27 protein-coding genes are annotated in these 26,529 nt (G+C 69.9%); 9 read left to right on the forward strand and 18 right to left on the reverse strand.

The genetic code is table 11. The features are described from left to right. Positions 1 to 3 precede the first annotated feature (3 nt). Both VFK57_10730 and VFK57_10735 read right to left on the reverse strand, forming a co-directional pair. A complete protein-coding gene (locus VFK57_10730; protein ID HET7696173.1) occupies positions 4 to 150 on the reverse strand; it encodes a hypothetical protein in 147 nt (48 codons plus the stop codon). Between the two features lie 57 nt (positions 151 to 207). Then, positions 208 to 417, reverse strand: a complete 210-nt coding sequence (locus tag VFK57_10735; GenBank protein ID HET7696174.1) for a cold shock domain-containing protein — start codon at positions 415 to 417, stop codon at positions 208 to 210. Positions 418 to 544: 127 nt separating this feature from the next. Between VFK57_10735 and VFK57_10740 the strand changes: the two genes are divergently transcribed. After that, complete coding sequence (locus tag VFK57_10740) at positions 545 to 2,065, forward strand: phospholipase D-like domain-containing protein (protein ID HET7696175.1); 1,521 nt, start codon at positions 545 to 547, stop codon at positions 2,063 to 2,065. A 6-nt stretch (positions 2,066 to 2,071) separates the two neighbouring features. Here VFK57_10740 and VFK57_10745 read toward each other — a convergent pair whose 3' ends face one another. The 5 genes from VFK57_10745 to VFK57_10765 all read right to left on the reverse strand — a co-directional run bounded on the left by VFK57_10745 (position 2,072) and on the right by VFK57_10765 (position 6,341). After that, positions 2,072 to 2,584 carry a VOC family protein gene (locus VFK57_10745; GenBank protein HET7696176.1) on the reverse strand — a complete coding sequence of 171 codons (513 nt, stop codon included), beginning with the start codon at positions 2,582 to 2,584 and terminating at the stop codon, positions 2,072 to 2,074. Next, a complete protein-coding gene (locus tag VFK57_10750) occupies positions 2,581 to 4,122 on the reverse strand; it encodes a GMC family oxidoreductase (GenBank protein ID HET7696177.1) in 1,542 nt (513 codons plus the stop codon). The genes VFK57_10745 and VFK57_10750 overlap by 4 nt, the downstream gene beginning before the upstream one ends. Next, positions 4,119 to 5,084: a Gfo/Idh/MocA family oxidoreductase gene (locus VFK57_10755; protein HET7696178.1), complete on the reverse strand. Its 966-nt coding sequence runs from the start codon at positions 5,082 to 5,084 to the stop codon at positions 4,119 to 4,121. Before VFK57_10755 ends, VFK57_10750 begins: the two co-directional genes overlap by 4 nt. After that, positions 5,085 to 5,429: a hypothetical protein gene (locus VFK57_10760; protein ID HET7696179.1), complete on the reverse strand. Its 345-nt coding sequence runs from the start codon at positions 5,427 to 5,429 to the stop codon at positions 5,085 to 5,087. A 117-nt stretch (positions 5,430 to 5,546) separates the two neighbouring features. Continuing rightward, the gene (locus VFK57_10765) at positions 5,547 to 6,341 is read right to left on the reverse strand and encodes an SDR family oxidoreductase (GenBank protein ID HET7696180.1); all 795 of its coding nucleotides are present in this window, start codon (positions 6,339 to 6,341) and stop codon (positions 5,547 to 5,549) included. A gap of 182 nt (positions 6,342 to 6,523) precedes the next feature. Between VFK57_10765 and VFK57_10770 the strand changes: the two genes are divergently transcribed. Next, positions 6,524 to 7,672, forward strand: coding sequence for a hypothetical protein (locus VFK57_10770; GenBank protein HET7696181.1), 1,149 nt, complete (start codon positions 6,524 to 6,526; stop codon positions 7,670 to 7,672). On the opposite strand, the gene VFK57_10775 is transcribed toward VFK57_10770, so the two are convergent. Both VFK57_10775 and VFK57_10780 read right to left on the reverse strand, forming a co-directional pair. Next, positions 7,597 to 9,186 carry a HAMP domain-containing sensor histidine kinase gene (locus VFK57_10775; GenBank protein ID HET7696182.1) on the reverse strand — a complete coding sequence of 530 codons (1,590 nt, stop codon included), beginning with the start codon at positions 9,184 to 9,186 and terminating at the stop codon, positions 7,597 to 7,599. The two genes, VFK57_10770 and VFK57_10775, sit on opposite strands and share 76 nt — an antisense overlap. Then, a complete protein-coding gene (locus VFK57_10780) occupies positions 9,183 to 11,018 on the reverse strand; it encodes a S8 family peptidase (protein HET7696183.1) in 1,836 nt (611 codons plus the stop codon). The genes VFK57_10775 and VFK57_10780 overlap by 4 nt, the downstream gene beginning before the upstream one ends. A gap of 188 nt (positions 11,019 to 11,206) precedes the next feature. Between VFK57_10780 and VFK57_10785 the strand changes: the two genes are divergently transcribed. Both VFK57_10785 and VFK57_10790 read left to right on the forward strand, forming a co-directional pair. Next, positions 11,207 to 11,734 (forward strand): DsbA family protein, encoded by a 528-nt coding sequence (locus tag VFK57_10785; protein ID HET7696184.1) that lies wholly within the window; start codon positions 11,207 to 11,209, stop codon positions 11,732 to 11,734. 48 nt (positions 11,735 to 11,782) lie between these two features. Next, complete coding sequence (locus VFK57_10790) at positions 11,783 to 13,144, forward strand: Gfo/Idh/MocA family oxidoreductase (protein ID HET7696185.1); 1,362 nt, start codon at positions 11,783 to 11,785, stop codon at positions 13,142 to 13,144. 15 nt (positions 13,145 to 13,159) lie between these two features. On the opposite strand, the gene VFK57_10795 is transcribed toward VFK57_10790, so the two are convergent. Beyond that, positions 13,160 to 15,322, reverse strand: coding sequence for a winged helix-turn-helix domain-containing protein (locus VFK57_10795; protein HET7696186.1), 2,163 nt, complete (start codon positions 15,320 to 15,322; stop codon positions 13,160 to 13,162). 125 nt (positions 15,323 to 15,447) lie between these two features. Here VFK57_10795 and VFK57_10800 point away from each other — a divergent pair, with 125 nt between their 5' ends. After that, positions 15,448 to 16,191: an aspartyl protease family protein gene (locus tag VFK57_10800; protein HET7696187.1), complete on the forward strand. Its 744-nt coding sequence runs from the start codon at positions 15,448 to 15,450 to the stop codon at positions 16,189 to 16,191. Between the two features lie 17 nt (positions 16,192 to 16,208). On the opposite strand, the gene VFK57_10805 is transcribed toward VFK57_10800, so the two are convergent. Continuing rightward, positions 16,209 to 16,958: a ferritin-like domain-containing protein gene (locus VFK57_10805; GenBank protein HET7696188.1), complete on the reverse strand. Its 750-nt coding sequence runs from the start codon at positions 16,956 to 16,958 to the stop codon at positions 16,209 to 16,211. Between the two features lie 95 nt (positions 16,959 to 17,053). On the opposite strand from VFK57_10805, the gene VFK57_10810 reads away from it, so the two are divergent. Beyond that, positions 17,054 to 17,479 carry a cupin domain-containing protein gene (locus VFK57_10810; GenBank protein ID HET7696189.1) on the forward strand — a complete coding sequence of 142 codons (426 nt, stop codon included), beginning with the start codon at positions 17,054 to 17,056 and terminating at the stop codon, positions 17,477 to 17,479. Here the strand turns inward: VFK57_10810 and VFK57_10815 are convergent. From VFK57_10815 to VFK57_10830, 4 genes are read right to left on the reverse strand one after another with little or no spacing between them, the layout of a single operon-like run. Continuing rightward, positions 17,434 to 17,817: a hypothetical protein gene (locus VFK57_10815; GenBank protein ID HET7696190.1), complete on the reverse strand. Its 384-nt coding sequence runs from the start codon at positions 17,815 to 17,817 to the stop codon at positions 17,434 to 17,436. The two genes, VFK57_10810 and VFK57_10815, sit on opposite strands and share 46 nt — an antisense overlap. Next, complete coding sequence (locus tag VFK57_10820) at positions 17,817 to 19,424, reverse strand: hybrid sensor histidine kinase/response regulator (GenBank protein HET7696191.1); 1,608 nt, start codon at positions 19,422 to 19,424, stop codon at positions 17,817 to 17,819. Before VFK57_10820 ends, VFK57_10815 begins: the two co-directional genes overlap by 1 nt. Further along, entirely contained in the window at positions 19,408 to 20,895 is a 1,488-nt protein-coding gene (locus tag VFK57_10825) for an ATPase domain-containing protein (protein ID HET7696192.1), read from the reverse strand. The genes VFK57_10820 and VFK57_10825 overlap by 17 nt, the downstream gene beginning before the upstream one ends. Positions 20,896 to 20,926: 31 nt before the next feature. Beyond that, on the reverse strand, positions 20,927 to 21,388 hold the full coding sequence (locus VFK57_10830) for a thioredoxin fold domain-containing protein (GenBank protein ID HET7696193.1): 462 nt from the start codon (positions 21,386 to 21,388) through the stop codon (positions 20,927 to 20,929). A 271-nt stretch (positions 21,389 to 21,659) separates the two neighbouring features. Between VFK57_10830 and VFK57_10835 the strand changes: the two genes are divergently transcribed. Further along, complete coding sequence (locus VFK57_10835) at positions 21,660 to 22,406, forward strand: site-specific DNA-methyltransferase (GenBank protein HET7696194.1); 747 nt, start codon at positions 21,660 to 21,662, stop codon at positions 22,404 to 22,406. After that, a complete protein-coding gene (locus VFK57_10840) occupies positions 22,403 to 22,855 on the forward strand; it encodes a PD-(D/E)XK nuclease superfamily protein (protein ID HET7696195.1) in 453 nt (150 codons plus the stop codon). The genes VFK57_10835 and VFK57_10840 overlap by 4 nt, the downstream gene beginning before the upstream one ends. Here the strand turns inward: VFK57_10840 and VFK57_10845 are convergent. Both VFK57_10845 and VFK57_10850 read right to left on the reverse strand, forming a co-directional pair. Then, a complete protein-coding gene (locus VFK57_10845) occupies positions 22,852 to 23,412 on the reverse strand; it encodes a hypothetical protein (protein HET7696196.1) in 561 nt (186 codons plus the stop codon). The genes VFK57_10840 and VFK57_10845 overlap by 4 nt on opposite strands. Positions 23,413 to 23,425: 13 nt before the next feature. Continuing rightward, entirely contained in the window at positions 23,426 to 24,574 is a 1,149-nt protein-coding gene (locus tag VFK57_10850; protein ID HET7696197.1) for a zinc-dependent alcohol dehydrogenase, read from the reverse strand. 164 nt (positions 24,575 to 24,738) lie between these two features. Here VFK57_10850 and VFK57_10855 point away from each other — a divergent pair, with 164 nt between their 5' ends. Next, positions 24,739 to 25,323 carry a hypothetical protein gene (locus VFK57_10855; protein ID HET7696198.1) on the forward strand — a complete coding sequence of 195 codons (585 nt, stop codon included), beginning with the start codon at positions 24,739 to 24,741 and terminating at the stop codon, positions 25,321 to 25,323. Here the strand turns inward: VFK57_10855 and VFK57_10860 are convergent. Continuing rightward, a complete protein-coding gene (locus VFK57_10860) occupies positions 25,311 to 26,495 on the reverse strand; it encodes a protein kinase (protein HET7696199.1) in 1,185 nt (394 codons plus the stop codon). The two genes, VFK57_10855 and VFK57_10860, sit on opposite strands and share 13 nt — an antisense overlap. Positions 26,496 to 26,529: the final 34 nt, after the last annotated feature.

Genomic DNA, 26,529 nt, shown 5'->3' on the forward strand with positions numbered 1-26,529 from the left:
TGCTCAGTCGCAGCCCGGATGGCGGCAGCCGCAGCGCAGCTCCGTGATCTGTCCCGCGTCCTTACAGTGCTCGCTGCAGTACTTCCCGTAGGGGCCATTCGCCTGCACGGTGCAGCTGCAGGCCGGATGGGCGCATTTCTGAAGAGCCATGTGCGACCTCCTGCCGCGATTGTAGCGCGGACGCCGCACCGCCGCCGACGCTTACGCTTATGCGACGCGAACGCTTTCCGCGCGCGGCCCCTTGGGACCCTGACCCTTTTCGAACGTCACGGACTGACCCTCGCGCAGCTGGTCGAACCGCGTGTCCCGGCACGCCGAATTGTGGAAGAAGTACTCCGTACCGTCCTCCGCCAGGATGAAGCCGAACCCCTTGTCGCTGACGAGCCGCTTGATGGTGCCGTTCATCGATGCTGCCATACCCTTCCTTCGAACAAACGAATAGTCGAGCGGCAAGTATATGCCGAGCACGGAAGCTGCGCATGGACGAAATCTTTTTCGTGCCGACCTCTACCGTCGGCGTGACGGTTGCATTGGAGCTCGGCTGATGGCCCGGAGCGCCCGCCGCAAGGACCTGCCGCTGCCCACCGCCGTCCTCGACCCGGTCCGGTTTCAACGAACCTTCGCCCGCCAGCGGCGCCCGATGGCCCAGTGGCGCGGGCACCGGCTGGCCCGGCGCTGGCGCTATCGCATGGCGCCGGACCCGCTGCACCGGAAGCCCAAGGGGGTGCTGCCGTTCTGGACGCGGATGCGGCGGCTGCTGTGGTCCTGGTACCCCTGGGCGGCCGTGTGCCTGTGGGCCCTCATCTACGACCAGTGGGCCTGGGCGTGGGGCACCGGCGCGATGGCCTTCGTCAGCTACCTGATCGCACCCGCGGAGACCCCGCCCCGTTACGGCCTCGATCACGAATTCGCCGTCGACGACGAAGAGTTCCTGCCGACCATGGCGGGGGCAACCGGCGTGCCGTTCCTGCCCGGCAACGCGCTGACGCTGCTGAACGACGGCGACGAGTTCTACCCGGCGATGCTGCGCGCGATCGACGAGGCCGAGTACTCGATCACGATCGAGGCCTACATCTACTGGGCGGGGGAGATCGGACGGCAGTTCGCGCAGGCGCTGGCGGCAAAGGCGGCGTCGGGCGTGCGGGTCAAGATTCTGCTCGACGCGGTGGGATCGTCGTCCATCGGCGAAGACATCCTCTCGACCCTCGAGCGGGGCTCGTGCCATCTCGCCTGGTACAACCCCTTCAGCTGGAAGCATCTCGGCCGCTACAACCACCGCACGCACCGCAAGTCGCTGATCATCGACGGCCGGATCGCGTTCACCGGGGGCGCCGGCATCGCCGATCACTGGCGGGGCCGGGCGCGCAACGCCTCGGAGTGGCGGGACCTGATGATCCGCCTCGAAGGACCGGCGGTGACGCCGCTGCAGACCGGCTTCGCGCAGAACTGGCTGCAGACCACCAGCGAGCTGGTGTCGGGACCGCTCTACTATCCGTACATCGAGCCCGCCGGGCCGCTGGCGCTGCAGACCATCCTCAGCTCGCCGGAGGTCGGCGCCTCGACGGTGCGCATCATGTACTACCTGTCGATCATCTCGGCGCGGCGATCCATCTTCATCGCCAACCCCTACTTCGTGCCCGACGCGGCCGGGCGCGACGCACTGATCGAAGCCCAGCGCCGCGGCGTCGACGTGCGGATCATGGTGGCGGCGCGCTACAACGACAACTGGCTGGCGCACCAGAACAGCGTCCGCGTCTACGGCCGGCTGCTCGAGGCCGGCATCCAGATCCTCGAATACAACCGGACGATGCTGCACCACAAGACGATGGTGGTCGACGGACGGTGGTTCACGATCGGCACCACCAACTTCGACAACCGCTCCTTCGCGCACAACGAGGAGAACAACGTCTGCGGCTACGACGAAACGGTGGCGCGCCAGCTGCACGCCATGTTCGAGCGCGACACCGGCGGCTGCGATCGGCTCACGCTCGACCAATGGAAGCAGCGCGGCCTGTGGCGCAGGGCGCAGGAGGTGGCGGCGGCGTTCCTCGAAGAGCAGATCTGACGTCCGCTACTCGTAATACTTCCGGTACATCCCGCGGCGGAAGACCCAGCCGCCCAGCGGCCCGAGCCAGTTCAGCACGTGGTACATGTAGCCGAGGTCGGTGATCTCGATCAGGTTGCCGTCGAAGTCCTTGACGAAGAACAGCCAGTGGCCGCGCGGCGACTGCTCGGGGGGGCAGACGATCTCCACCCCCTTGCGCGCCAGGTAGTCGTGCCAGCGGCGGATGCCGCGCACGTTCAGGCAGATGTGGGTGAAGCCGATGCGGCTCCACGCCACCGGCTGCGGCGGCAGCGCCGGCTCGAAGTGGAAGATCTCGACGACGGCGCCGCCGGGGATGCGGATCCAGCCGATCTTGCAGGCCGCGCCGGGCACGTCGACGCCGAAGAAGCCGCGCACGCGCTCGGGCGGCGCGTCGGCGACGCCCACCAGCGGGCAGCCGAACACGTCCCACCAGAAGCGGACCGCGCGGTTGAAGTCGGATACGGTGATGCCGGTGTGACTGAACGATCGAGCCTTCATAAATCGTGCGCCTTGATGTGATCGGCGACGCGCAGCGCCTGCGCCGCAATCGTCAGCCCCGGGTTCACCGCCGCCGAAGACGGGAAGAACGACGCGTCGACGACGAACAGGTTCTCGACGTCATGGGTGCGGCAGAACGGATCGAGCACGGAGTCTCGCGGATTGGTGCCGAACACCAGCGTTCCGCACTGGTGCGTCGTGTTCTTGGCGCCGGCGGAATGCGCGAAGATGCGCGGCGACCAGTAGCCGAGGGCGGCGAGCATCGCGCGCAGCTCCTCGACCAGCCGCGCGTGCGCGGCGGTGTTGTTGGGGCGGTATTCGAGCACGATGCTGCCGTCGGGCGCGAGGCGGACGCGGTTCTCGGGATCGGGCAGGTCCTCGGTCATCGCCAGCCAGTCGGTCGCGCGCGACACCCACATCTCGTAGGCCCACTCCGGGATGAAGCGCATCTGGATGCCGCGCCACGCCCAGGTGTCGCCGGTCACCTTCGCCATGATCGCGTGCGTGCGTCCCTGCGACTGGATTTGCCCGAGCGGGTACGGCGTGCGCGCACCCGCGAGGTAGAAGTCGTTGATCGCCAGCGTCTTCTGGAATTCGTCCGCGTTCGTCCTCCAGTGCACCCCCTCGAGCATGGTCGCCAGGTGCGCCATGTAACGGCGGCCGACGAGGCCGGAGGAGTTCGCCAGGCCGCGGGGATGGCGGCCGCACGCGGAGCGGAGCAGCAGCGCCGCGGAATTGATCGCGCCGCACGCCACCACGATCGTCGATGCGGCAACGCGCTCGACGGCGCCGTTGCGCTCGACCTCGATCGCCTCCACCCTGCGCCCCGACGGATCGGCGATGAGGCGCCGCGCGCACGCGTTGGTCCACAGCGTGACGTTGGCGTGCGCGATGGCCGGGCGCACCGCGATCACGTCGGCGTCGCTCTTGGCGTGCACCTGGCAGACGAACGAGTTGCAGGTGTTGCAGAGGCGGCAGCCGTCCGGATCGCCGGGGTTCAGGATGCCGAGCGGCAGCGGCGAGGGATGCAGGCCCTGCGCGCGGAGCCGCGCCGCGATGCGGGCCATCCCCGGCGCGTGCGGCACCGGCGGGAACGGATACGGGCCGTGCGGCGGCTCCGTCGGGTCGTCGCCGACCGCGCCGCGCACCCGATACAGCCGCTCGGCCCGCTCGTAATAGGGCGCGAGCGTGTCGTAGTCGATCGGCCATTCCGGCGAGACGCCGTCGGCGTGCTGGACCGCCTGGAAGTCTTCGCGCCGCAGCCGGTACAGCACGGCGCCCCAGAACTTGGTGTTGCCGCCGACGTTGTAGTGGGTGTAGGGCCGGAACGGGCGGCCGTCGGCGTCGAGCCACTGCTCGCGGCTGCGGTAGCGGAGCTGCCGCCAGACCGCCTCCGGACTCCAGTTCTCCGCTTCCTGCGGGACGAAGTCGCCGCGCTCGACGATGAGGATCCGGGCGCCGGTGGGGGCGAGCGCGTGCGCGAGCGTGCCGCCGCCGGCGCCGCTGCCGATGATGATGGCGTCGAAGCGTTCGCTCACAGGCTGGCGTAGACCTGGTCCATCAGGCGGTGATCTTCGATGGCGCGCTCCAGGCTCATCTCCGGCGTGCTGCCGCTGGTAATCGCGCGCCGGAAGTCACGATACATCGCCCGGTAGCCGCGGATGTCGCGGAACCCGGGGAACACCACGCGCGGCAGGCCGCGCCCGCGGGCCACCACCACGACGCCGTTCGACTCGAAGCTGATGATCCCCTCGCGCCCGTACAGCTTCGACAGCCGCAGACCGCGGAACAGCGACGGGATCTCGCGGGAATAGAACAGCGAGCCGACCGCGCCGTTGTCGTAGCGGAACGCGATCATCATGCTCTTGGCGCGGCGGTCGGGGCCGTCCGCCGACAGCGACGGACGATAGCCGTGAATCGCCGCGATGCGCGGCCCGAGACTGCCGGCCACGTGCAGCCAGTGAATCCCTTCCTCGAAAAAAGCGTCGCCGCCCGCCATGAACTCGTCGTTGCGCCAGTCGTCCGCGCTCTTCAGCCGCCTGACAATGGTGGTGAAATGCGCGAACACCATGTCGCCGATCGCGCCCTCGCGGAGCAGCGCCCGCAGCCGGACCGCGAGCGGCTTGTAATGATCGTTCTCGCCGACCAGCACCACGCGCTGTGCGGCGTCGCGCGCGGCGATGGCGGTGGCGTAGTCGTCCAGCCGCGGAAACGCCGGCTTCTCGACCAGCACGTGCTTGCCGGCCGCCAGCGCCTGCAGCACGAGCTCGAGGTGGAAGCGCGGCGGCACCGCCACCACCACCGCGTCGACCCGCGGATCCGCGATCGCCGACGCGTAATCGGGATAGCTGGCGAAGCCGCTGTAGCGGCTGCGGAACGCCTCGGCACGCTGCGCATCGCGGCTCGCGTAGCCGCACACCACGTCGGGCCGCAATGTCCGGAGGTGGCGGCTGTGCACGCGCGTGATGAAGCCGCAGCCGAGAAAAGCGATCCGCAGCACTCAGCCCTTGACCTGGAAGCCCCTGGCGATCAGCAGTGCGCGCACGCGCTCGCGCAGATCCCCCTGCAGCTCGACGCCCTCGTTCGTGGCGGTGCCGCCGGTGCCGCACGCCTTCTTCAGGTCCGCCGCGAGATCCTTCAGAAATGCCGCATTGTTCGGCAGCCCGTACACGACGGTGACGGTCTTGCCGCCGCGCCCCGCCTTCTCCATGCGCAGCTTCGCGACCGGGCGCGACGGCACCGCGTCCGCCGGGGCGCTGCCGCATCGGCAACCGCGCTCCGGCTGGCCGCAGCCCTTGCAGATCCGCCCGGCGGCGGACGAGTACACCAGCTTCCCCTCGGCCACTGCCAATACTGTAGTTCGAATCGTTGCCGGTTACCGGTTGCCGGTTGCCGGTTACCAGTTGCCGGTTGCCGGTTGCCGGTTACCGGTTACCGGTTACCGGTTACCGGTTACCGGTGATTACAGTGGCGTCTGGCCGCCGGTCGCACCGTAGACCTCGCCGGTGACGAAGCGGGCCTCGTTCGAGGCGAGGAACACGAACAGCGGCGCGATCTCCACCGGCTGCGCGGCGCGGCCGAAGGCGGTGTCCTGGCCGAACGTGCGCGTCTTCGCCTCCGGCATGGTCGACGGGATCAACGGCGTCCACACCGGGCCGGGGGCGACGGCGTTGACGCGCACCCCCTTCTTCATCGCCAGCTGCGACAGCGCCTTCGTGAAGTTCACGATCGCCGCCTTCGTCGGGGCGTAGGCGAGCAGGTTGGGGCTGGGATCGAACGCCTGGATCGACGCGGTGTTGATGATCGTGGCGCCGGCGGCCATCCGCGGCAGCGCGGCGCGGCACAGCCAGAACATCGCGTACACGTTGGTCTTGAAGGTGGCGTCGAACTCCTCGGTCGTGAACGCCTCGATCGTGTCGTGCGTTCGCTGGAACGCGGCGTTGTTGACGAGGATGTCCAGCTTGCCGAACTCGTCGAAGGCGCGATCGATCAGCGCGGCGCAGTGGCGCTCGTCGCGGATATCGCCGCCGGCGAGGATCGCCCTGCGTCCGGCGTTCGTCACCCACTCGGCCGACTCGCGCGCATCGCGCTCCTCTTCGGGCAGATAGCTCAGAAGCACGTCCGCCCCTTCGCGCGCGAAGGCAATCGCCACTGCCCGGCCGATGCCGCTGTCGCCGCCGGTGATCAGCGCCGCACGATCGGTGAGACGGCCGAGCCCCTTGTAGCTGGTCTCGCCGTGATCCGCCCGGGGCGTCATCTCCGCGTCCGAGCCCGGCGGCTCGATTGGTTTCTGCGGGTACTCGGGCTTAGCGCCTTTCTCTTTCGGATCCGATGGCCGTTCATGCTGCAGAGTTCGAGAGGTCGACATGCGGTGTGCTCCTTCCACCGGTTCCTGCAAAGGGCATGCAGGCCGCCGATCGCTGTGTAAGATGAGGCGCGATGCGGATGCTGCTGATCGCCGCGTGCGCGGCGCTCGCCAACGCGGCCAGCGCCGCACCCTGGCCGCCGCAGACGACCGCTTCCGTGGTCGGCGTCACGATCGACGCGTCGGTGGTCGACGCGCAGGGTCGGCCGATACCCGGGCTCGCGGCGTCCGACTTCGCCGTCCAGCTGGACGGCCAGCCCCGGCGCGTCGTCGCCGCGACGTTCCATCCGTCGGGAGCTCCGCTGGCCGGCGCGGTCGGCCCCGTGTTCGACGCGGTCACCGCGGCAGCGCCGGTGTACCGCCTCGTCGTGCAGCCGCCCGACGGCACACAGCCGGGCCAGGAATTCGCCCTCAGCCTGACCGTCAGCCGCGCCGGCGCGAGCGCCGACGCACCGCGGCGCGTCGCCGCCGCACTCGTCTCGGTCAGCGGCATGCTGACGCCGGCGGCGTCCTCATCCGCGGCATCCGCGTCTGAACGCCTTCGCGCCGCGATCGCGTCGGGACGCCGGCAGACGGGCCTCGCGATCCTGATCGGCCGCGCGATCCGCCGCGGCGGCGGTGCGGCGCCGCTTGCGCTCGACGTCCAGATCGACGTGCAGGGATCTCCCAGCGAGCCGTTGAGCGCCCTGCTCGCGCTGGTGGACGCTCGCGGCGCCGTGCGGACAGCCACGCCGCCGCTCGAGGCGCGGCCCGACGGCACGCACGGCACGAACCTGTCGCTGCCGCTCGATGCGGGCGTCTATACGCTGCGCGTCGCCGTCACCGACTCGGCAGGCGCGATCGGCGCGATCGACGCCCCCGTGAGCGCACGGCTGACGGCGCTCGGACCGCTGGCCGCAAGCGATCTGCTCCGCTGGACGGCGGACGGGCGCGGGCGCAGACCGCTGCTGGTGGACGTGCTTTCGCCTGCCGTCGCGACGATAGGCGCCACACTCGAGCTGTATCCGGCGCCAACCGCCGCAATGCCGGACGATCTGCTGGTGAAGGTGGAATTCGCCGGCATCGAGCGGATCGTCACGCCCGAGCCGCGCGACGGCGTGCTGCTGGCGGAGGCGGAGTTTCCGCTGGACCGCCTGCCCGCCGGCGCCTACACGATGCGCGCGACGGTGACGTCCGCGGCAACGGTGCTCGGCACCGTGTCCGCCGCCGTCGTCAAACGCTGACCCGCGACCCCGGCGACGGGCAGCCTCACGGTGAACGTGGCGCCCTGCCCGAGCCCTCCGCTCTCGGCGGAGATCGTTCCGCCGTGCGCGTCCACGACCTGCTTGGCGATCGCGAGGCCCAGCCCGAGGCCGTCGTACTCGCGGGTCGGACTCGCGTCAGCCTGGCAGAACGGCTCGAACACCGACGACAGGAACCCGGCAGGAATGCCGACACCCGAGTCGGCGACGACGATCTCGCCGAGATCTCCGGTACGCCGGATCGCCAGACGGACGACGCCGCCGGCGGGTGTGAACTTCACCGCGTTCGCCAGGAGATTCCACACCACCTGCTGCAGACGCGGACCGTCCGCATGGAACGAGCCCAGCCCGTCGGCGATGTCGACGTCGACGCGGATGCCCTTGGCGTCGGCGGCGATCTGGATGATCTCCAGCGCGGCCTGCGCAATCTCTCGCGGATCCACGTCGGCGCGCTCCAGCTGCAGCTTGCCCGCCATGATCCGCGCCATGTCGAGCAGCTCGTCGATCAGGCGCGCCTGCCGCATCGCATTGTTGAAGACCGCTTCGCACGCGCGCTCCCGGCGCTCGGGGGGCAGCGTGCCGAGCCGCAGCATGTCGGCCCAGCCGAGAATGGCGTTCATCGGCGTGCGCAGCTCGTGCGAGACGGTGGCGAGGAACTGATCCTTCAAGCGGTTCGCCGCCTCGGCGCTGGCGCGCGCGGCGCGCTCGCGTTCGAGCAGGTCGCCGCGCTCCTTCTGCAGCCGCGTCATCTCGTCGAGGTGCCGCTTCTGGTCCTGAAGCCGGGCGATGAAGAGCCGGTAGGTCTGATACGCGAGATAGACCGGCGCCAGCAGGACGACCGCTTTCCAGATCTCGCCGCGCGAAATCACCACGGCGGCCAGCGCGCCCGCGGATCCGGCGACGACGAAGCTCGTGGCGCTCCACAGGAACTCCTCGCGCCACACCGCGACGATCGAGCGGCAGGTCGACAGGCCGATGGCGATCGCCACCAGCGCGGTGTTGCACAGGAAGTACGCCGCGATGGCGCCGACGACCGGCTTCAGCAGCGCCGGCACGTCGAACGGCGGATCGCCGCCGCCGAGCGCCCGATACGCCGCGCCCGTCACCGCCATCGTCAATACCTCGGCCGCGATGCTGAACGCCGTGCGGTAGAGCGGGTACCGGCGCTTGACGTTGACGGTGCACTGCACCCACACGCCCACGGCCGCGATCGCGACCGCGACGCGCGGTCCGAGCAGCAGGAGCGCCATCAGGTTCGCGGCGTAGGACACCGAGAGCGTCGAGCCGCTCGAGAGCGAGATCGGGAGGTTGACCTTCCACGCGGACGTGACGCAGACGGTGAGCAGCAGGAACAGGAACAGCGCCGGGTCCGGTACCGCTGTCGGGACCGCTGCACCCAGCACGATCGCGCCCGCAATGGTGACGGCGGCGACGTACGCCCTGGCGGCGCGCGGCTGCGCTCGCCAGGCGAGCTCGCTGTCGGACGTGATCGTCACCGCCGATTCCACACGACGGGTTCGCACGCGGGGTCGCGGCAGCTTGTGCCCCAGACCACCGTATCTCCTTCGGTGTCACTGGTGCCCCACACCACGGTGTCGGCCTCCGGATCGCTCGTCGCCGTGACCGTGGACGCGCTCCAGGGCACCGGACAGTCGAGCCCCGCACACAGCGCGCCCCACACGACGTTGGGCGACTGCGCGGCGTCGCCGCCGAGCGCCGAGCACAACAGATCGGCGCACACCGTCTGCCACGGCTTGCTGAACAGCGCGTCGCACGTCGCGGTGGTGCAGGTCAGGCCCCACCGGATCCTGTCGCCGGTCGCGGTGGTGCCCTCGCCCCAGGTGACGGCGGTGGACCACGCATTCGCGTCGGCGGTCAGCCGTCCGCCGCGCGCGAGATGGTTGCCCCAAATCAGGTGGCGGCTCCAGCCCGACGTCGCCGGATACGGCAGCGCCGCGGGCGCGCCGAGATACTTTGCGAGTTGGACCGCGCCCCTGGCGTTGATGAACCCCGCGCCCTGCGTCAGGAAATCGTGGCCGGCGTACGGCTGGGCCGTGTACTGCAGAATCGCCTTCACCGCGTTCGGCGTCAGCGACGGGTTCGCCTGGAGCATCAGCGCGATCGTCCCGCTCGCGACCGGCGCGGCCATGCTCGATCCGGTCAGGCTCATGTAGGGGAAATACGGCAGCGCTGCGGTGCCGCTCAGCAGCGACGTGCTGCCCGCATACAGCGCGCTCGACGCGTCGGTCAGCGACTCGATTCCCACGCCCGGCGCGACCACGTCCGGCTTGGCGGCGTAGTCCACCGCGCCCGGGCCGCGCGAGCTGAAAGGCGCCATCGTGTCGTCGGCGCGATCCGCGGTCCCCATGTGGCTCGACGCGCCGACCGTGAGGACCCACGGCGCGTTGCCGGGCGACGTCACGCCGGCGTACCGCGCGCGCCCTTCCGGCCCGCGACCGTAGTTCCCCGCCGCGGCGACGACGACGATGCCTGCCGCGACGACGCGCCTGGCCGCGAGCGTGAGCGGATCCGTCAGATACGACTCGTGGACCCCGCCCGCCACCGACAGGTTGACGACGCGGATGTTCAGCGCATCCTTGTTGGCGACGACGTAGTCGAGTGCGGCGATGACGTCGCTGATGCGTCCTTCTCCTGCGGCGTTCAGCACCTTGAGCGCCACGAGATGCGCGCCGGGCGCCATCCCGCTTCGCGCGCCGCCCGAGTCGAAGCCGTTGCCCGCGACGATCCCGGCGACGTGCGTCCCGTGACCGTAATCGTCATACGGTGTCGTCAGGCCATTCACGAAATCGACGAAGCGGGCGACGCGCTGCCCGCCCGCGCCGTCGCCGAGGTCGTCGTGCCACGGGGTGATCCCGGAGTCGATGACGGCAACCCCGATGCCGCTGCCGTCCACGTTGAGTTGCTCGCGAACGGCCCGGGCGCCGACCGTGGCCGACGTGCGGTCCATCGCCGCGGCGACGAGCCGATCGTGCGAGACCCGTTCGACGAGCGGGTTGGCGGCGAGCACCGGAAGCGCGCGGTTGGGGACGTCGACGACGACGGCGTTGATTCCCGGAAGCTCGCGGCGCACGGCCGCGCCCAGAAGGCGCGCCTCGGCAGCGACCTGCAGCGCGCCGCCCGGCGTGGACATCTGCAGCAGGACCCGGGAGCGCCCCTCCCGCGTCAGCCTTGCTCGCAGCAGCGAATCGAGCTTCGCCTCCGCCCGTGACGCGGCCGCGAGCGGCACGGCGGGCGGCGAACTGAACACGAGAACGAGTGCCGTCACGGTGAGGACGCGAACGACGACCAACGCCCCGGAGCGCGCCATGGCGCCCGCTCCAGAGCAACTCGTATGCCGGGGGGCGCGAACGGTCTTCCGCGGCACCGCCGGGCAATGCCAAGCAAATCCGGAAGGCGTGCAAGCTCAGCCGCAAGCCAGGCTCTGCAGTGTTGTGACACGCACGTGTAGTTTCGCCGGACGCGAACCCGGCGGAGGGTTTGCTATCAATCAACGGCATGGAGATGGATCACGCGAGGGGCTCGCGATCGGCACGTGTGACGCTCGTCGAGTACGGCGATTACGAGTGCCCGTTCTGCGCGCGCGCCTACCTGGTGCTCCAGGTGGCGCTCTCCGAGCTGGGCGACTCCGTACGCTTCGTGTTTCGCAACTTTCCGCTGGACGACGTGCACCCGCGTGCGATGAACGCGGCGGCCGCGGCCGAGTCGGTCGCGGCGCGGGCCGGCGAGACGGCCTTCTGGCGCATGCACGAGATGCTGTTCGAGAACCAGGACGCGCTCGAGATCGACGATCTGCTCGGCTACGCCGAGGCGGCCGGGGCGGCGCTGCCGGACGTGGCCGCGGATCTCGCCAGCGGCGCCAGCCGTGCGCGGATCGAGCGGGACATCCGCCTGGCGGCGGAGGACGGCGTCAGAGGCACGCCGGCCTTCTTCATCAACGGCCACCGGTTCGACGGCGACTGGACCGATGCCGATGCGTTCACGGAGGCCCTGAAGACGGCGGCGCGCGAGCGTGCGCTGCACTAGCGATACCTCGCGGATATAATGGCGGCCGTTTCTCTTCAGGAGGGCCGCATGAGCCGCCGCACCCGCCGCACGTTCCTCAAACACGCCGCCGCGGGCGCCGCCGGCGGCGTCCTGCTGAGCGCTCCCGCCCGGGCGTCACAAGCCGCCGGGTCGCAGGACCGCGTCGCCGGCGCGAACCGCCGCATCCGCATCGCGCTGATCGGGTGTGGCGGCCAGGGCAGCGGCGTGCTCCGCAACGCGCTGACGCTCGGCGCCCAGTGCGTCGCCCTCTGCGACGTGGACGACGAGCAGACCGCCAGGACCGCCGAGAGCATCAAGCGCACCTTCGAACAGACGCCGGAACTCACCACGCGGGACTTCCGCCGCGTGCTCGATCGCCAGGACGTGGATGCGGTGATCGTGGGCACGCCCGATCACTGGCACGCGCTGCCGACGGTAATGGCGTGCCAGGCGGGCAAGGACGTCTACGTGGAGAAGCCGCTCGCGCTCACGATCGGCGAGGGGCGCGTCATGGTCAACGCCGCCCGCCGCTACGACCGCGTGGTGCAGATGGGGACCCAGCAGCGGAGCAGCACGCATTTCCGCGAAGCCGCGGAATACGTGAAGAGCGGCGCGCTCGGCAAGATCCGCCTGGTGAAGACCTGGGCGTATCAAGACTGGATGGGCAACATCGCGCCGCTGCCCGACAGCGAGCCGCCCGCGACCGTCGACTACGACATGTGGCTCGGGCCGGCGCCGAAGCGGCCGTTCAACCGCAACCGGTTCCACTTCAACTTCCGTTGGTACTACGACTACTCAGGCGGCCTGATGACCGACTGGGGCGCGCACATGATCGACGTCGCGAACTGGGCGATGGGTGTCACGGCGCCGAAATCCGCCACGTCGGTCGGCGGCAAATTCGGCTTCCCCGAGGATGCGGAAGAAACGCCGGACACGCAGCAGGCGCTGTGGGAGTTCGACGGCTTCAGCATGTTGTGGGAGCATGCGACCGCCGTCGGACAGGGACCCTACATGCGCGATCACGGCGCCGCGTTCCACGGCAACAACGGCGTGCTCGTGGTCGATCGCGGCGGCTGGGAAGTGCTGCCGGAGACGGAAACCAAGAGCAACCGCAAGACCTACCGGATGAAGGGAGAACCGCGGCGCGGCGCGAGCGGGAACATGAACCAGGCGCACATGCGCGATTTCCTCGACTGCGTCGAATCGCGCAAGCGGCCGAACTCCGACGTCGAGATCGGGCACAACTCGATGATCGCCTGCCACCTCGCCAACATCGCCTTCCGCACCGGCCGCCGCGTGGCCTGGGACGCGGCGCGCGAACAGGTGATCGGCGATGCCGAGGCGCAGAAGCTCGTCACCAAGGCGTACCGCGGGCCGTGGGCGCTGCCCTCGATCCCGACGGCACCCTGAGCCGCCGCACGTTCGTCACTTGCCCGCGGACGTCGAAGGCACCGGGACGGTCCACACGTTCGCGGTTTCGAGCGCGCGCTCGAAGACGATGCGCGAACCGGACGGGTGCCAGGCCGGATACCGGACGTAGCCGGCCGCGGACTTGAACGCCGTGACCTGCGTCACCGCGCCGGTCGTGCGCGACACGGTATAGACGTTCCAGACGCCGTCGCGCTGTCCGGCAAACGCGATGCGATCGTTGTCGGGCGCCCACGTGTGCGGCCACGACTGTCCGAAGCCCTTGGTCAGCTGCACGATCGGTCCGCCGGACGCCGGAACCCAGGCGATGTGCGTCGAGTCGCCTCGCTTGATCTCGACCGCGAGCGTCTTCCCGTCCGGCGACCACGCCGGATAGGACACCGCCTCCGGGTCGACCGCGACCTTCTTCTCCGGTCCGCCGAAGCCCGCCCGCCAGACGCTGAGCACGCCGCTCTCTTCGATGCGGTGATAGGCGAGCGACTGGCCGTCGGGCGAGAGCCGCGGCGCAATCATGTCCTTGCGCAGGTCCATCGCGAACGTCTCGCGCCGCGACGCGAGATCCACCCACAACAGGCGCCATCCCGACTCGGTGGTGCCGCGCTGCACGAGCAGCCGGTCGTGCTTCAGATCCCACTGCGGATCGCCGGCGCCGGCTCCGGTGACGAGCGGCGTGCGATCGCTCCCGTCGTCCCGCATCGTCCACACCGAGGGAGGCGCGCCGACGGCGGTCTGCATGTAGGCGACGCGGCCGTCGGACGCGTAATCCGGGTGCGTGTTCCGCGAGACGTCGTCGGTGAGGCGGACCGGTTCGCTGCCCTTGCCGTCGGGCCCGATATCCGTGCCCCACAGGTTCGCGTCGACGGTGCGGGCGGCGAAGGCGAGCGTGCCGTTGGACGAGAGCGACAGTCCCTCGACGATCCCCGCTTCCATTGGCAGCAGCACTTCCGTCTCACCGACGGGATTCCCGTCCGCGTCGATGGCGTGCCTGAATACGCGGCCGTTGCCCGACGGCGTCGTTCCGCCCCAGAGCAGCGCGTCGCCGCCGGGGGCGAAGACGGGATCGGCGCCGTTGGTGGCCGCCGCGATGAGCGCCTGCGCGCCGGTGGCGACGTTCACCGTGCGAACGTCCATCTGCCAGCCGCCGCGCGCCACGATGAACGCGACGAGGCGGCCGTCGCGGGACCACGCGGGAGCGCGATGCCCGCCTGGCGGCGAGCCGATCGTCGTGAGCTGGCGGCGTCCGGTGCCGTCGCGGCGGATCGTCCACAAGGACGACTGTCCGGCCAGACCGCCGGCGTCGGAGGTGAAGACGATGGTGCTGCTGTCGGGCGACCAGGCCGGATCGGAGCCGAACTCGACGATCTGCCGCGGAACGCCGCCGCTGGACGGCACGATCCACACGCCGCCGCGGCGTCGCGAATGAAATGCGATCCACTGCCCGTCAGGCGACCAGGCCGGCTGCATGTTGTGGCCGCCGTCCTTCGTCAGGGCGATCTCCGCGCTTCCGGGGGCGAGGCTGACGAGATACAGCTCGAGGGCCCCGGTTGCGTCGGACGCATAGACGATCGATCGTCCGTCAGGGGACAGCGCCGGGTTCGCCGTGTAGCCGCGGCGGTTCGTGATCCGGGTCAGCGGCAGGTCTGAGGCGGCGCTCTCGCGATCGTCCGCCGGCGGGACGCGGCCGATCATCGAAACGGCGGCGGCCAGTCCGAGCGAGGCCAGCGCCAGCGCCGCGGCCCAGCTCCATCGGCGGCGAATCCCCTCCGGCTCGCGCGCCGGCGGCGCCGGCGGCGGTTCAGCGGGCGGTGGGGGCGGCGCCGCGGCGGAGGGCGCTACGGGCAGCACCGTCACGGGTGCGATGAAGCGGTAGCCGCGCCTGGCAATCGTCTCGACGTAGCGGGCGTCCTGGCTCTCGTCGCCGAGCGCCTTCCGGATCTGCGCGACGGCCCGCGTCAGGACGTTGGGGGTCACGAACGTGCCGGTCCAGACGGCGTCGAGCAGTTCGTCCTTGGCCACCACCCGATCGCGGTGTTCGATCAGATGGACCAGGACGTCGAACGCCTTTGGCTCCAGGGGGATAGCGCCGCCGCCGCGCCGGGCGGCCATCCGCCCGGTGTCCACCTGGACGTCGCCGAACTCGTAGACGACGCGCTCCCTCACCGGTCCCTCATGGCTGCGGCAACACCATCATCGATCCGTCACGGCGCCATCACGACGCCGGGGCCTCTGCGGGCGCACCTTCGCCGTGGAGGTGCCCGGTGCGCAGAATCCTTGGTGCAGGTCTCATGAGTTTGACGGTCGTGACGCCGGCGGCGGGCGCGGACCGGACGCGTCCCGACGTCCCCCTGGTGATCGACGCACGAGGCGGGATTGCCGTGCCCGTCTTCGTCAACGGCGCCGGTCCGTTCACCTTCATTCTCGACACCGGGGCGTCTCGAACGATCGTGGCCGACGATCTCGCACGGCTGCTGGAGACCCCGGTGGTCGCCCGGTCCGAGGTCGTCACGAGCGCGGGATCGGACGTGCGCCCGGTCGTCCGGCTGGCGTCACTCGCGCTGGCGTCGGCGCGCGCGGAGGCGGTGCTGGCGCCGGTGCTGCCCGCCGGGAACCTCGCCCGGCTCGGCCGCGGCGTGCGCGGCCTGCTCGGTCAGGATTTCCTGTCGGCGTTCAACTATACACTCGACTATCGACGCAGCCGGCTCACGTGGGACGAGGCATTGACGTGTGATGCGCCTGGCGCGGTACGGATGACCGCAGCGGAGGGACGGTTCGTGGTCGTCGCGGACGCGGATCGCGGGCCGGCGGTCCGGCTGGTGCCGGACAGCGGGGCGGAGGTGGCGGTGCTGTTTCGCGGACGCGTTCCGCGCCGGCCCGTGTCGCGGCTGCGCATCGGCGGGGTCACCCTCGACGACGTCCCGGTGGCGATCGTCGATCGAGAGGACCCCAACGCAGACGGACTGCTTCCGCTGCACGGCTTCGGTGCGGTGTCGTTCGCGGCCGGCGGATCGTGCCTGATCGTCCGGCGGTGAGAGCGCGGCGGGCCGGCTCAGCGTTTCTTGCTGCCGGCGGATCGCGATCCGCCGGAGCGGGACGAGCGGGAGCCGGCACGCGAGCCGCTCGATCGTGAGCCGCTCGCGCGCGCGCCGCTCGACCGGGATCCGCCGGCCGCCGCGGCGCTGCGGCCGCCGCCGGATCGTCCGCCGGTACGCTCGCTCATGCCGCCGCCTCGGCCGGACCATGCGCCCCCGCCGCGCGCGGAGCCGTTACCCCCGGCTCCCTCGTCATTGTCCTCGCCGTGGGCGCCCTGCGCCGCGCTCTGGTTGATGCCGGCTTCGGCAAGCTGGGTCAGCTTCTCGTCGGTCGCCTTCTCCTGATCGAGAATCTCCTGCAGCAGCCCCGCCTCATTCTGGTGCCCCATCGCGCGCGCCCAGGCGACGAGCGTGCCGTAGGCGGCCATCTCGTAGTGTTCGGCGCGCTGCGCGGACGCGATCAACAGGGCGTCGAGCGTGGTGCCGTCCGCGTCCTCCTCCATCACGCCCTTGCCTTCTTCGATGATGCCGGCCATGCCTTCGCAGTGCTTGCCGCGGACGCGCTCCTCGAGCCCTGCGAACACCTGTTCGAGGCGATCGACGTGCCCCACGGTTTCCTGTCTATGGGTTTCGAAGGCGTCGCGCAGCGAATCGGACTCCGCCGCTTTCGCCATGCGCGGCAGCGCCTTGAGCAGCTGTTTTTCCGCGTCGTAGGCGTCGCGGAGCTCGTCGAGAAAAGCGTCGTGCAGCGTTTGCATCTGGGCCATTGTGTCTCTCCGGTCTGGGATGTCGATCGCGGTGTGCTGCAACTCCCGCGCCCGATCGCGCCGGCGCGCGGCGCGCCTTGACCGCGGGCGCGCCGATGAGAAACGATCTCCTCATGGCCGAACCGATCGATACTGTCGTTCCCGCGGCGACCGCCGCGCCCAAGCTGCGCGACGGCGTGGCGCCGCTGCGCACCGTGCCGGCTGACGTGCAGCCCGGCTGCCGCGTATTCGTCCACTACAACGGGCCCACGGATCAACTCACGGGGATGTGCACGGGAATGGCGGTGCTGGACCCGGGCGCGAGTCCGCACCCGCCGCACCGCCACCCCGAGGAGGAATTCATGATCGTGGCGGAGGGCACCGGTGAGATCGAATGCGGCGGAACGGTGACGCAGGTGGGTCCCGGCGACATCATGTACTGCGCCGGCGACGTACTGCACGGCATCACCAACACCGGACCGGTGCCGATGACGTTCTACTGGTCGAAGTGGCTCGCGCCTTCGATCACTTCGAAGACGTAGCCGTTCACCGGCTCGCGGAAGAAGAAGCGCGCGAACGGCGTGTCGCGCCGCGGCGCGACGATCTCCGCGCCGGCGGCAATCAGGCGTTCGCGCAGCGGCGCGAACTCAGCGGCAGGATAGCGGAGCGCGACGTGGCGACCGAACTCCCCTTCGAACGCCGACGGCTGGAACCCGTCGACCTGCAGCAGGTGCATCTCCTGGCCGTGCCCGAGGTCGAACCACGCCACCTGCACCGGCGAATTCGCCGGCGTGGGCTTGCGCGGATACCGCAGCGTCTGCTCGACGAAGGCGGCGAGGCCGGCGACGTCCGCGGTTGCGAGCGTGAAATGCGCCAGCATCAGCTCGCGTCCGTCATCTGCGGCGCGTCCAGCGTTTCACGGATGGCCTCGAGCAGCTGCGAGGGAACCGCGGGTTTGGGCACGAACGCGTCGAAACCGGCGGCCCGCGCCGCGGCGCGATCTTCGGCGCGGGTGTAGGCGGAGAGCGCAATCGCCGGCACGCGTCCGCCCCGCCGGGGGCGGCGGCGGCGCAGGCGCCGCAGCATCGACAGCCCGTCTTCGCCGGGCATGCCCACGTCCGCGACGATCAGCGACGGCACCTCTTCGTCGATCCGCGCGATGGCCTCGCGGGCGGACGCCGCGGTCGTCACGCGCGCGCCGCGCTGGGTCAGCATCACCAGCATCAGCTCGCGCGTCGCGTCATCGTCATCGACGACCAGCACGAGGCGGCCGCTCAGATCCGGCAGCGGGCGTTCCTCGTCTTCGAGCGCCGCCGGCGGCAGCGGTTCCGCCGCAACGCCGGCGATCGGCAGACGGACGCGGAACACGGCGCCCCGTCCGGTGCCTTCACTGGCCGCCGACACCTCGCCGCCGTGCAGCTCGACCACCTGCTTGACGATGGCGAGACCGAGGCCGAGGCCGCCGTGGGCTCGCGTGAAGCTCTGATCGGCCTGGCGGAACCGTTCGAACACGTGCGGCAGGAACTCGGCGCTCAAGCCGATGCCGGTGTCGCTGACCACGATCTCGATCCCGTCGCCGCTTCGTGACAACCCGACGCGGGCGACGCCGCCGGACGGCGTGAACTTCACGGCGTTGGACAGCAGGTTCCAGACGACCTGCTGGAGCCGTTCGGCGTCGCCGGTGACGATCAGGGCGTCCTGCGGGCGGGCGAACTCGATCGCCACTCCCTTCGCATCCGCCCCCGGCCGCACCGTATCGATGGCATCGCTCACGATGGACGAGACGGAGACCGTCTGCAGGTTGAGCCGGATCTTGCCGGTGATCATCCGCGACACCTCGAGCACGTCGGAGACCAGCTGCGCCTGCGCGCGGGCGTTCCGTTCGACGATCTCGAGGACGCGCGGGATCCGATCCGGCGCGACGAGGTCCTTGCGCAGCAGCGCGGTCCACCCGAGGATCGCGTTCAACGGCGTGCGCAGCTCGTGCGACAGCGTGGCGAGGAACTCGTCCTTCAGGCGGCTCGCTTCCTCGGCCTGCTTGCGCGCGGCGTACAGGCTGACGAGCACGTCCCGCATCTCGTACTGCCGCGCGCGTGCGCGCAGCGCCGCGCGGACGATGCTGTACACCGCCGCCACGCGGACCGGCCGCTCGATCGTGGTCACGTTGGTCAATCCCGTCAGCACGTCCATCGTCGCCGAGCTGGCCGGCGCACGCTGCCCGCCGGCGAACACCAGCACCGGGATGTCCGACCACGCGGGCTGCGCCGCCAGCGCCTCGACGAGCGCGCCGGCGTCTCCGCCCTCGAGCGCCTCCTCGGTCAGCAGGAGCGCGCCGGCCTCGTCCAGCCCCGCGTGGGCAAGCTCCGTCAGCGATGGGTAGATCACGCTGGGAACGCCGATCCGCTGCAGCAGGTCGCGCGTGATCGGACCGTCGCGGCCGACCGGCGCGCACACCGCGACGGGCGGCGATTCACCCCCGGTGGACATCGTCGCGGAGCAGCGGCGCAGCGCCCCCGACGTAGGTCGGCACGCCGGTGAGGATGCCCTGGAAGTCCGTCAGCGAGTCGCCGACGCGGACGCGGTTCCGCTCGATGCCGAACTCGCGGATCGAGGTCTCGTGCTGTCCGGTCCGCTTCTTCATCACCGAGACCGCCTTGCGGACGCGGCCGTGCGCCTCGAAGAAGCGGAGCATGACGACGCAGTCGGCGAGGTAGGTGATGTCGATCGGCACGCTCATCGACGAGCCGATGATGCCGTGCTGCGCGGCGATGAGCAGCGTGAGCACGCCACGCTCGTTGAGGAACGAGACCAGCTCGTGCATCCGGACGAGCGGCGTGTTCGCCATCGGAATGGCGTTGAGATACCCGTTGATGCTGTCGATGATGATCAGGCGGGCGCCGCGATCGACGTGCCCGCAGACGCGATGGGCGAACTCCCCCGGCGACACGTCCCCCGGCTCGATCTGTTCGATCGTCACGTCGCCGGCCGCGATCCGCTCCGACACGTGCATGCCCAGCGCGTCCCCCCGCGAGATGAAGGTGTCGGCGCGCTCGTCGAAGAGGAAGATCGCCGCCCGCGTCACCGACGCCGTGGCCGGCAGATACTGCGCGGCGAGGGTCGATTTGCCGACGCCGGCCGGGCCGATGAACAGGGTGCAGGTCCCCCAGCTCAGACCGCCGCCGAGCATCGCATCCAGTTCCGGCAGACCGCTGGCCACCGGCCGCGGATCCCGGTCGCGTCCGGTGGGGGGCACGAGCTGCGGATAGACCTCGAGGCCGCCGCGCCGGATGCGGAAATCATGATAGCCGTCGACGGCCGCAACGCCGCGCAGCTTGACCACCCGGAGCCGCCGGCGCGACCGGCCGAAGTCGGACGCCTGCTGCTCGAGATGGATGACGCCGTGCGCGATGCTCTGGAGCTGCAGGTCGTGATCGCCCGCCGTCTTGTCGTCGAGCATCATCACGGTGCAGGAGCGGCCGGCGAAGAATTCCTTCAACGCCAGCACCTGCCGCCGGTAGCGCAGCGAGTCGCGCGCGAGCAGACGCACCTCGGACAGCGAATCGAGCACGACACGGCTGGGCTTCACGCGCTCGGTCATGTCGAGGACGCTCTGCAGCATCTGCCCGAGCTCGATCTCGGACGGATGGTAGAGCGTGTAGTTCTCGGCCGCCGGGGCGTCCTGCGTCGCGAGCTGGAACAGGTGCACGCCGTCGAGCGAGAGGCCGTGCGACTCGGCGACGTCGCGCAGCTCCTCGCCGGTCTCCGAGAGGGTGACGTAGAGACAGGACTCGCCGAGATCGCGGCCTGCGAGCAGGAACTGCAGCGCCAGGGTCGTCTTGCCGGTGCCGGGATCTCCTTCGATGAGATGGATGCGGTCCGCGGGCAGGCCGCCGCGCAGCAGCTCGTCGAGGCCGGCGATTCCCGTGGTCTTGAGTGATGGCGGCGTTGCGGAATGCATCAGGAGAAGCGGCCCGGCCGATTATCGCACGCTACTTCCAGACGGACGCCTTCGTCGCCCAGGTGGAAGACTGATACCGGTTCGAGAACGCCTCAGCCGTAGCTTTCAGCGCCGCCGGATCGTTGGTGGCACGATACTTCGACACGCCGGCCCAGTATTGCGCTTCCGCCGCAGCGTCGGCCTCGGGGAAGCGATCGACCACGTCGCGATACAGCCGCTCGGCCGCCGCGTAGTCCTTGCGCGCGAACGCCGCCTTGGCGATGCCGAGCGCCAGCTGCGCGCGGAATTCGTCGGCCGGCAGGAACCCTTCGATCCGGTGCCGTTCGGTCCCGCTTCGGTCGAGGACGAGAATCGTCGGCGTCCACTGCGCGTCGTAGCGATCCGCGAGCGCGCGATAGGCCTCGGCATTCTCTTTCACGTGCACGCGTACGGGGACGAACTGCCGAGAGACGAACTCGCGCACGCGAGGGTCGGGATACACCTCGGCATCCAGCCGAGCGCAGCCGCTTCACATGGGCGCGGCGCTGAAGTCCAGCAGGATGAGCTTGTCCCCCGATTCCTTCAACGCGGCGTCCAGATCGCGGCCCCAACGGATCTCTTCTGACATGAGTGCCCCTCCAGGGGCTGATCCGCTGCAGCCGACGTGCCATCGCCCGAACCTCGACCCTCGCCCTCGAACCTCGACCCTCGACCCTCGAACCCCGATGACCTTCTCTGTCACGGCCCCGTCGGAGAATCACCGCCGTAATAAGATGACCCTACACGTGGAAACCGCTCTGTTCGATCTCTCGGTGTGCGACGCCGTGGAGTGGCTGCGCGCGCAGCCGTCGGAATCCATCGACCTCGTCGTCACCGACCCGGCCTACGAGTCGCTCGAAAAGCACCGGGCGGTGGGAACGACCACCCGGCTGAAGCACAGCAAGGCGTCGAGCAACGACTGGTTCAACGTCTTTCCCAACGCCCGCTTCGGCGAGCTGTTCGAGGAAGCGTTCCGCGTGCTCAAGCGCAACACCCATCTCTACCTGTTCTGCGACGCCGAGACGATGTTCGTGGCCAAGCCCGAGGCGGAGCGCGCCGGCTTCCGCTTCTGGAAGCCGCTGGTGTGGGACAAGCAGACGATCGGGATGGGCTATCACTACCGCGCGCGCTACGAGTTCGTGCTCTTCTTCGAGAAGGGGAAGCGGCGGCTGAACGACCTCGGCATCGCCGACGTCATCGCGGTGCCGCGCGTGCACCGGGGCTACCCGGCCGAGAAGCCGCCGGCGGTCTCGGAGGTGCTGATCAGGCAGAGCACGGCCCCCGGCGAGATCGTCGCCGACCCGTTCATGGGATCGGGCAGCGTCGGCGTCGCGGCGCTGGGAACCGGCCGGCGGTTCCGCGGCACGGATCTGAATCCCGAGGCGGTGAGGCTGACCGCCGATCGGCTGCGCAGGTTCGGCGAGGGGCGCGCCCCGGCCGATCTTCCGGAGATCGATCGCGGCCTGCTCGCGTTCTCGGATCTGCCCTCGTGACCGGCGCCGACTACGCCAATCTGGTCGCGCTCTACCTCGCGCGCCGGTTCGGCGCCCGGGGTCTGCGGGTCTACCGCGAGGTGCGCGTCGGCAAGTCGATCATCGGCAAGAACCGCTGCATCGACGTGTTCTGCGTCAGCGAGCCGGACAGCCGCGCGTTCGCGATCGAGTGCAAGTTCCAGGATTCGCCCGGCACCGTCGACGAGAAGATCCCGTACGCGCTCGACGACCTCGACGCGCTGCCGATGGCCGGCTGCATCGCGTACGCCGGCAAGGGGTTCTCCGAGGGCGTGCTCCACATGCTCGGCGCCGCGCCGCGCGCCGCCTACTGCCTGCCGCACGAGGGGCAGACGGACTCGTCCGCAGACACGCGCGAGCTGGATCACATGCTCGCGACCCACTTCGGCTGGTGGGACGTGCTCACCGCCGGCAAGAGGCCGGTCGGCTAACTCCGCCCGTTCAGTCCTCTCACCGCGAGATACAGGCCGCCCGCGATCGCCGCGTAGGGCGCCGCCCAGAGCAGCAAGTCGAGCGGCTGGTGCTTCAGATCCGCGCGGTGCTGTCCGAAGCGCGTCCGATATGCCTGGTTCCGGAATTCGCTCATCACGCCGGTCTCGGTGATGACGTTGTCGGGACGGCCGCCGGCCAGCGCGCTCAGCCGGCTCTCCACGACGTCCACGCGATCGCCGGCGATGAGCAACAGCCAGTGCGCCGTCCGTCCTTCGCTGAACGTATAGGCATAACGGCGGATCGCGCCTGACAGTCCCTTCAGCGGCTGCGCGGTACCGAACACCGGCGTCAAGAACTCGTGCTCGGTCGATCTCTCGCGCGGCATCAGCTCCGGCTGGCGTTCGGGAAAGTCCCAGTGCGCACCGGTTTCCGCCTGGATCTCTTTCGGATACGACGGCCGGTCGCTCGGACTGAGATCGACCCCCCACCCCGGAATCCTCCGGCGCAACTCGTCGCTGCTCGGCGCGGTGCGCGGCTTCTCTCGCGTGTAGGCCACGGCCTCTCCTCCCTCAGTGCAGGTTGGGAACGATCAACGGCTTGATGCAGCCGTCGAGCTTGTTCGACATCAGGTGGTATCCCTCCGCGATGTCCTCGAGAGGGATGCGATGCGTGACCAGGGCGCTCGGCTTCAACACGCCGTTCCTGACGTGCTCGAACAGGCGCGGCCACTGCCGTTTCACCGGGCATTGATTGGTGCGGATCGTCAGCCCCTTGTTCATCGCGTCGCCGAACTTGACGGCGCTGAACAGCGGTCCGAACGCGCCGATCACCGAGACGGTGCCCCCCTTGCGCACGCAGTCGATGCACCAATTCAGCGCCACGGGCGAGCCTCCCTGCAGCTTCAGCTTCGCGCTGGTGACGTGCTGGAAGAACGCGCCGTCCGCTTCGGCGCCCACCGCCTCGATGCAGACGTCCGCGCCGAGGAACTCGGTCGTCTCTTTCGCCCACTGGACGATGTCGTCGACTTCGTTGAAGTTGACCGTTTCGGCGTGGGCGAAGCGGCGCGCCCACTCGAGCCGGTAATCGATGTGGTCGGTGACGATGACCCGGCCGGCGCCCATCAGCCAGGCCGACTTCGCGGCGAAGAGCCCGACCGGGCCGGCGCCGAAGACCATCACGGTGTCTCCTTCGCGGATCTCGCCGAGCTGCGCCCCGAAGTAGCCGGTGGGGCATGCATCGGTCAGCAGCACCGCGTCGTCGTCATCCATCCACGCGGGGATCTGCGTCGGGCCGACGTCGGCGAACGGCACGCGGACGAACTCGGCCTGGCCGCCGTCGTAGCCGCCGCAGGTGTGCGAGTAGCCGTAGATGCCGCCGACCGCGGTCGCGTTCGGGTTCACGTTGTGGCAGTTGCTGTAGAGCCCGCGCGCGCAGAAGAAACACGAGCCGCAGAAAATGTTGAACGGCACCATGACGCGTTCGCCGACGGCGACGTTGCGCACGGACGAACCCACCGCGTGCACGACGCCGACGAACTCGTGGCCGAACGTATGTCCGACGCGGGTGTCGGGCATCATGCCGTGATAGATGTGCAGATCCGAGCCGCAGATGGCGGCGCGCGTGACCCTGACGATCGCGTCGTTCGGATGCTCGATGGCAGGAACGTCCTTCTCTTCAACGCGAACCCGTCCCGGTCCGCGGTACACCATGGCGCGCATCGATGTCCTCCTTGCGGTGCGTGCTGCAAGTTGCGTCCCGGCGCGGCCCGGCCGCACGCGCCGCCGGAATCGGCGACATCGCCGGGCGCGTGGTGACGCGAAATCGTTCGCGCTCTGCATCGATGTTCTGCTACATTTGAGTCCTCCCCCGCTTGGAGCTCAACATGTCGTTTCAGAGAAGCGCCGCGCGCGCGCTGGCCGCGTCGGTCGTGGTGCTGTGCACCGCGGCGTCCGCTGCCGCGCAGGAGCGGTTCGCATACCGGGTCCTTTCCACCGCCAAGACCTCGACCATGCAGAAGGAAATGCAGGAAGCCGCGGACGCCGGCTACCGCTTCGCTGACGTGATGGGCGGCGAGACGGCGATCGGCGGATCCGAGGTCGTGGTGGTGATGATGCGCCGCCCCGACCAGGGCGCATGGGAATACCGCCTGCTCGCCACCAACAAGACCTCGACGATGCAGAAGGAACTGCAGGAGGCCGGCGAAGCGGGCTTCGACTACCGCGGCCAGACGCAGTTCAAGAGCGCCTTCGGCGGCAAGGAAGTCGTCGTCATTCTCGAGCGTCCGCGGGATCCCGCCGCCAGGCTCCGCTTCCAGTATCAACTGCTCGCGACGGCGAGGACCTCGACCATGCAGAAGGAGCTGACCGAGGCGGCGGAGCGTGGATTCGAGTTCGTGGGCCTCACGGTCGGCAAGACGGTGATGGGCGGCGACGAGGTCGTCTCGATTCTCCGGCGTCAGGGCCGCTGAGATCGTCCGCCTGCGGCCGGACGCGCCGTCAGGCGCCAGAACTGCGGCTCGGTCAGCACCGTGATCCGCAGTCCCTTCTCGCGCAGCCGCTTGATTTCCATCAGCTTCAGGCCGCCGTCGCGCCCCGCGGCCTGCAGCGCGTTCGGCCGTCCGCGCACGATCACCGTGGTCCGCGACGACGGGCCCGAGTGCACGATCGCCCCCGCGCGCTTCGCCGCCTGCGCCACCTGCTTGCGCGTCTTCGCGAAGATCCCGGTGAAGGTGATGTGGACCCCCTTCAGCGAGCGGACGATGCCGGTCTTCAGCGGCGCCGGCGGGGTGCGCAGCGCCGCGATCATCTCGTCGGCGCTCTCGTAGCGCTTGCGGCGCTCGCCGAGACAGCGGTGGACGATCTCCTTGAGCTGATCGCTGCAGGGCAGCGCGCGGATGTCGCTCGTCCGGATGCGCCGGCCGGCGTCGCCGTTGATCAGCATGCCCAGCAGCTGCCCCACCTGATACACGTCGTCGCGCGCCTGCCACTTCGGCGCCGCGCGCTCGAGCAGATCGCTCGGCGCCGTCATCCGGTTCATCGTGTGTGCGGTGATGCCGCGCGCGTCGTGCTGCTGGCGGACGATGCCGAAGTCGCCGAGCTTGAGCCGCGGTCCGGCGCAGACGAAGACGTTCACCGGCGTGAGATCGCGATGCAGCGTCTGGCCGCGGTGCAGACGCCGCAGCACGTCGAGAATGCCGGCGATCTCGCGCCGCACCGCGCGCTCCGACCAGCCGCCGCCGCCGCGCCGCAGGAACGCACTCAGATCGCCGTGCTCGGCGTACTCGAGCACGAGGAAGTAGCGCATGGTGCCGTCGGCGTGCAGCTGCGGAAAGGCGTCGTACACGCGGATCGCGCGCTCGTGGCCGTCGAGGACCTGCCCGAAATACGCTTCGCGCAGCCAGCCGTCCTTGCGCGTGCTCACCTTGACGCAGATCGTCGGCGGCACGTCTCCCGACCGGCCGATGCGGGTCGCGAGATAGGCCTGCCCGAAGCCGCCGGCGCCGATGGGGCGCTCGATTCGGTACTGGAGGCCCGTCTCCGGACTCTGCACGATCTGGCTGCGGGCGAGCAGATCGCCCGGGGCGGCGTGGCGGACGCCGCTCGCCGTGCGCGTCGTCATCGTCCAGGGGTGGGCGGACATGGAAAAGACGATTGTACCCATCGGACGGGATCGG

Source organism: Vicinamibacterales bacterium, from assembly GCA_035699745.1.
Taxonomy (GTDB): Bacteria; Acidobacteriota; Vicinamibacteria; order Vicinamibacterales; family 2-12-FULL-66-21; genus JAICSD01.

Excerpts from the sequence above, each read along its gene's own strand:
- VFK57_10730 (HET7696173.1), bottom strand. The coding sequence starts at position 150 with ATGGCTCTTCAGAAATGCGCCCATCCGGCCTGCAGCTGCACCGTGCAG.
- VFK57_10735 (HET7696174.1), bottom strand. The coding sequence starts at position 417 with ATGGCAGCATCGATGAACGGCACCATCAAGCGGCTCGTCAGCGACAAG.
- VFK57_10740 (HET7696175.1), top strand. The coding sequence starts at position 545 with ATGGCCCGGAGCGCCCGCCGCAAGGACCTGCCGCTGCCCACCGCCGTC.
- VFK57_10745 (HET7696176.1), bottom strand. The coding sequence starts at position 2,584 with ATGAAGGCTCGATCGTTCAGTCACACCGGCATCACCGTATCCGACTTC.
- VFK57_10765 (HET7696180.1), bottom strand. The coding sequence starts at position 6,341 with ATGACGCCCCGGGCGGATCACGGCGAGACCAGCTACAAGGGGCTCGGC.
- VFK57_10770 (HET7696181.1), top strand. The coding sequence starts at position 6,524 with ATGCGGATGCTGCTGATCGCCGCGTGCGCGGCGCTCGCCAACGCGGCC.
- VFK57_10780 (HET7696183.1), bottom strand. The coding sequence starts at position 11,018 with ATGGCGCGCTCCGGGGCGTTGGTCGTCGTTCGCGTCCTCACCGTGACG.
- VFK57_10785 (HET7696184.1), top strand. The coding sequence starts at position 11,207 with ATGGAGATGGATCACGCGAGGGGCTCGCGATCGGCACGTGTGACGCTC.
- VFK57_10790 (HET7696185.1), top strand. The coding sequence starts at position 11,783 with ATGAGCCGCCGCACCCGCCGCACGTTCCTCAAACACGCCGCCGCGGGC.
- VFK57_10800 (HET7696187.1), top strand. The coding sequence starts at position 15,448 with ATGAGTTTGACGGTCGTGACGCCGGCGGCGGGCGCGGACCGGACGCGT.
- VFK57_10805 (HET7696188.1), bottom strand. The coding sequence starts at position 16,958 with ATGGCCCAGATGCAAACGCTGCACGACGCTTTTCTCGACGAGCTCCGC.
- VFK57_10810 (HET7696189.1), top strand. The coding sequence starts at position 17,054 with ATGAGAAACGATCTCCTCATGGCCGAACCGATCGATACTGTCGTTCCC.
- VFK57_10815 (HET7696190.1), bottom strand. The coding sequence starts at position 17,817 with ATGCTGGCGCATTTCACGCTCGCAACCGCGGACGTCGCCGGCCTCGCC.
- VFK57_10820 (HET7696191.1), bottom strand. The coding sequence starts at position 19,424 with ATGTCCACCGGGGGTGAATCGCCGCCCGTCGCGGTGTGCGCGCCGGTC.
- VFK57_10825 (HET7696192.1), bottom strand. The coding sequence starts at position 20,895 with ATGCATTCCGCAACGCCGCCATCACTCAAGACCACGGGAATCGCCGGC.
- VFK57_10850 (HET7696197.1), bottom strand. The coding sequence starts at position 24,574 with ATGCGCGCCATGGTGTACCGCGGACCGGGACGGGTTCGCGTTGAAGAG.
- VFK57_10855 (HET7696198.1), top strand. The coding sequence starts at position 24,739 with ATGTCGTTTCAGAGAAGCGCCGCGCGCGCGCTGGCCGCGTCGGTCGTG.
- VFK57_10860 (HET7696199.1), bottom strand. The coding sequence starts at position 26,495 with ATGTCCGCCCACCCCTGGACGATGACGACGCGCACGGCGAGCGGCGTC.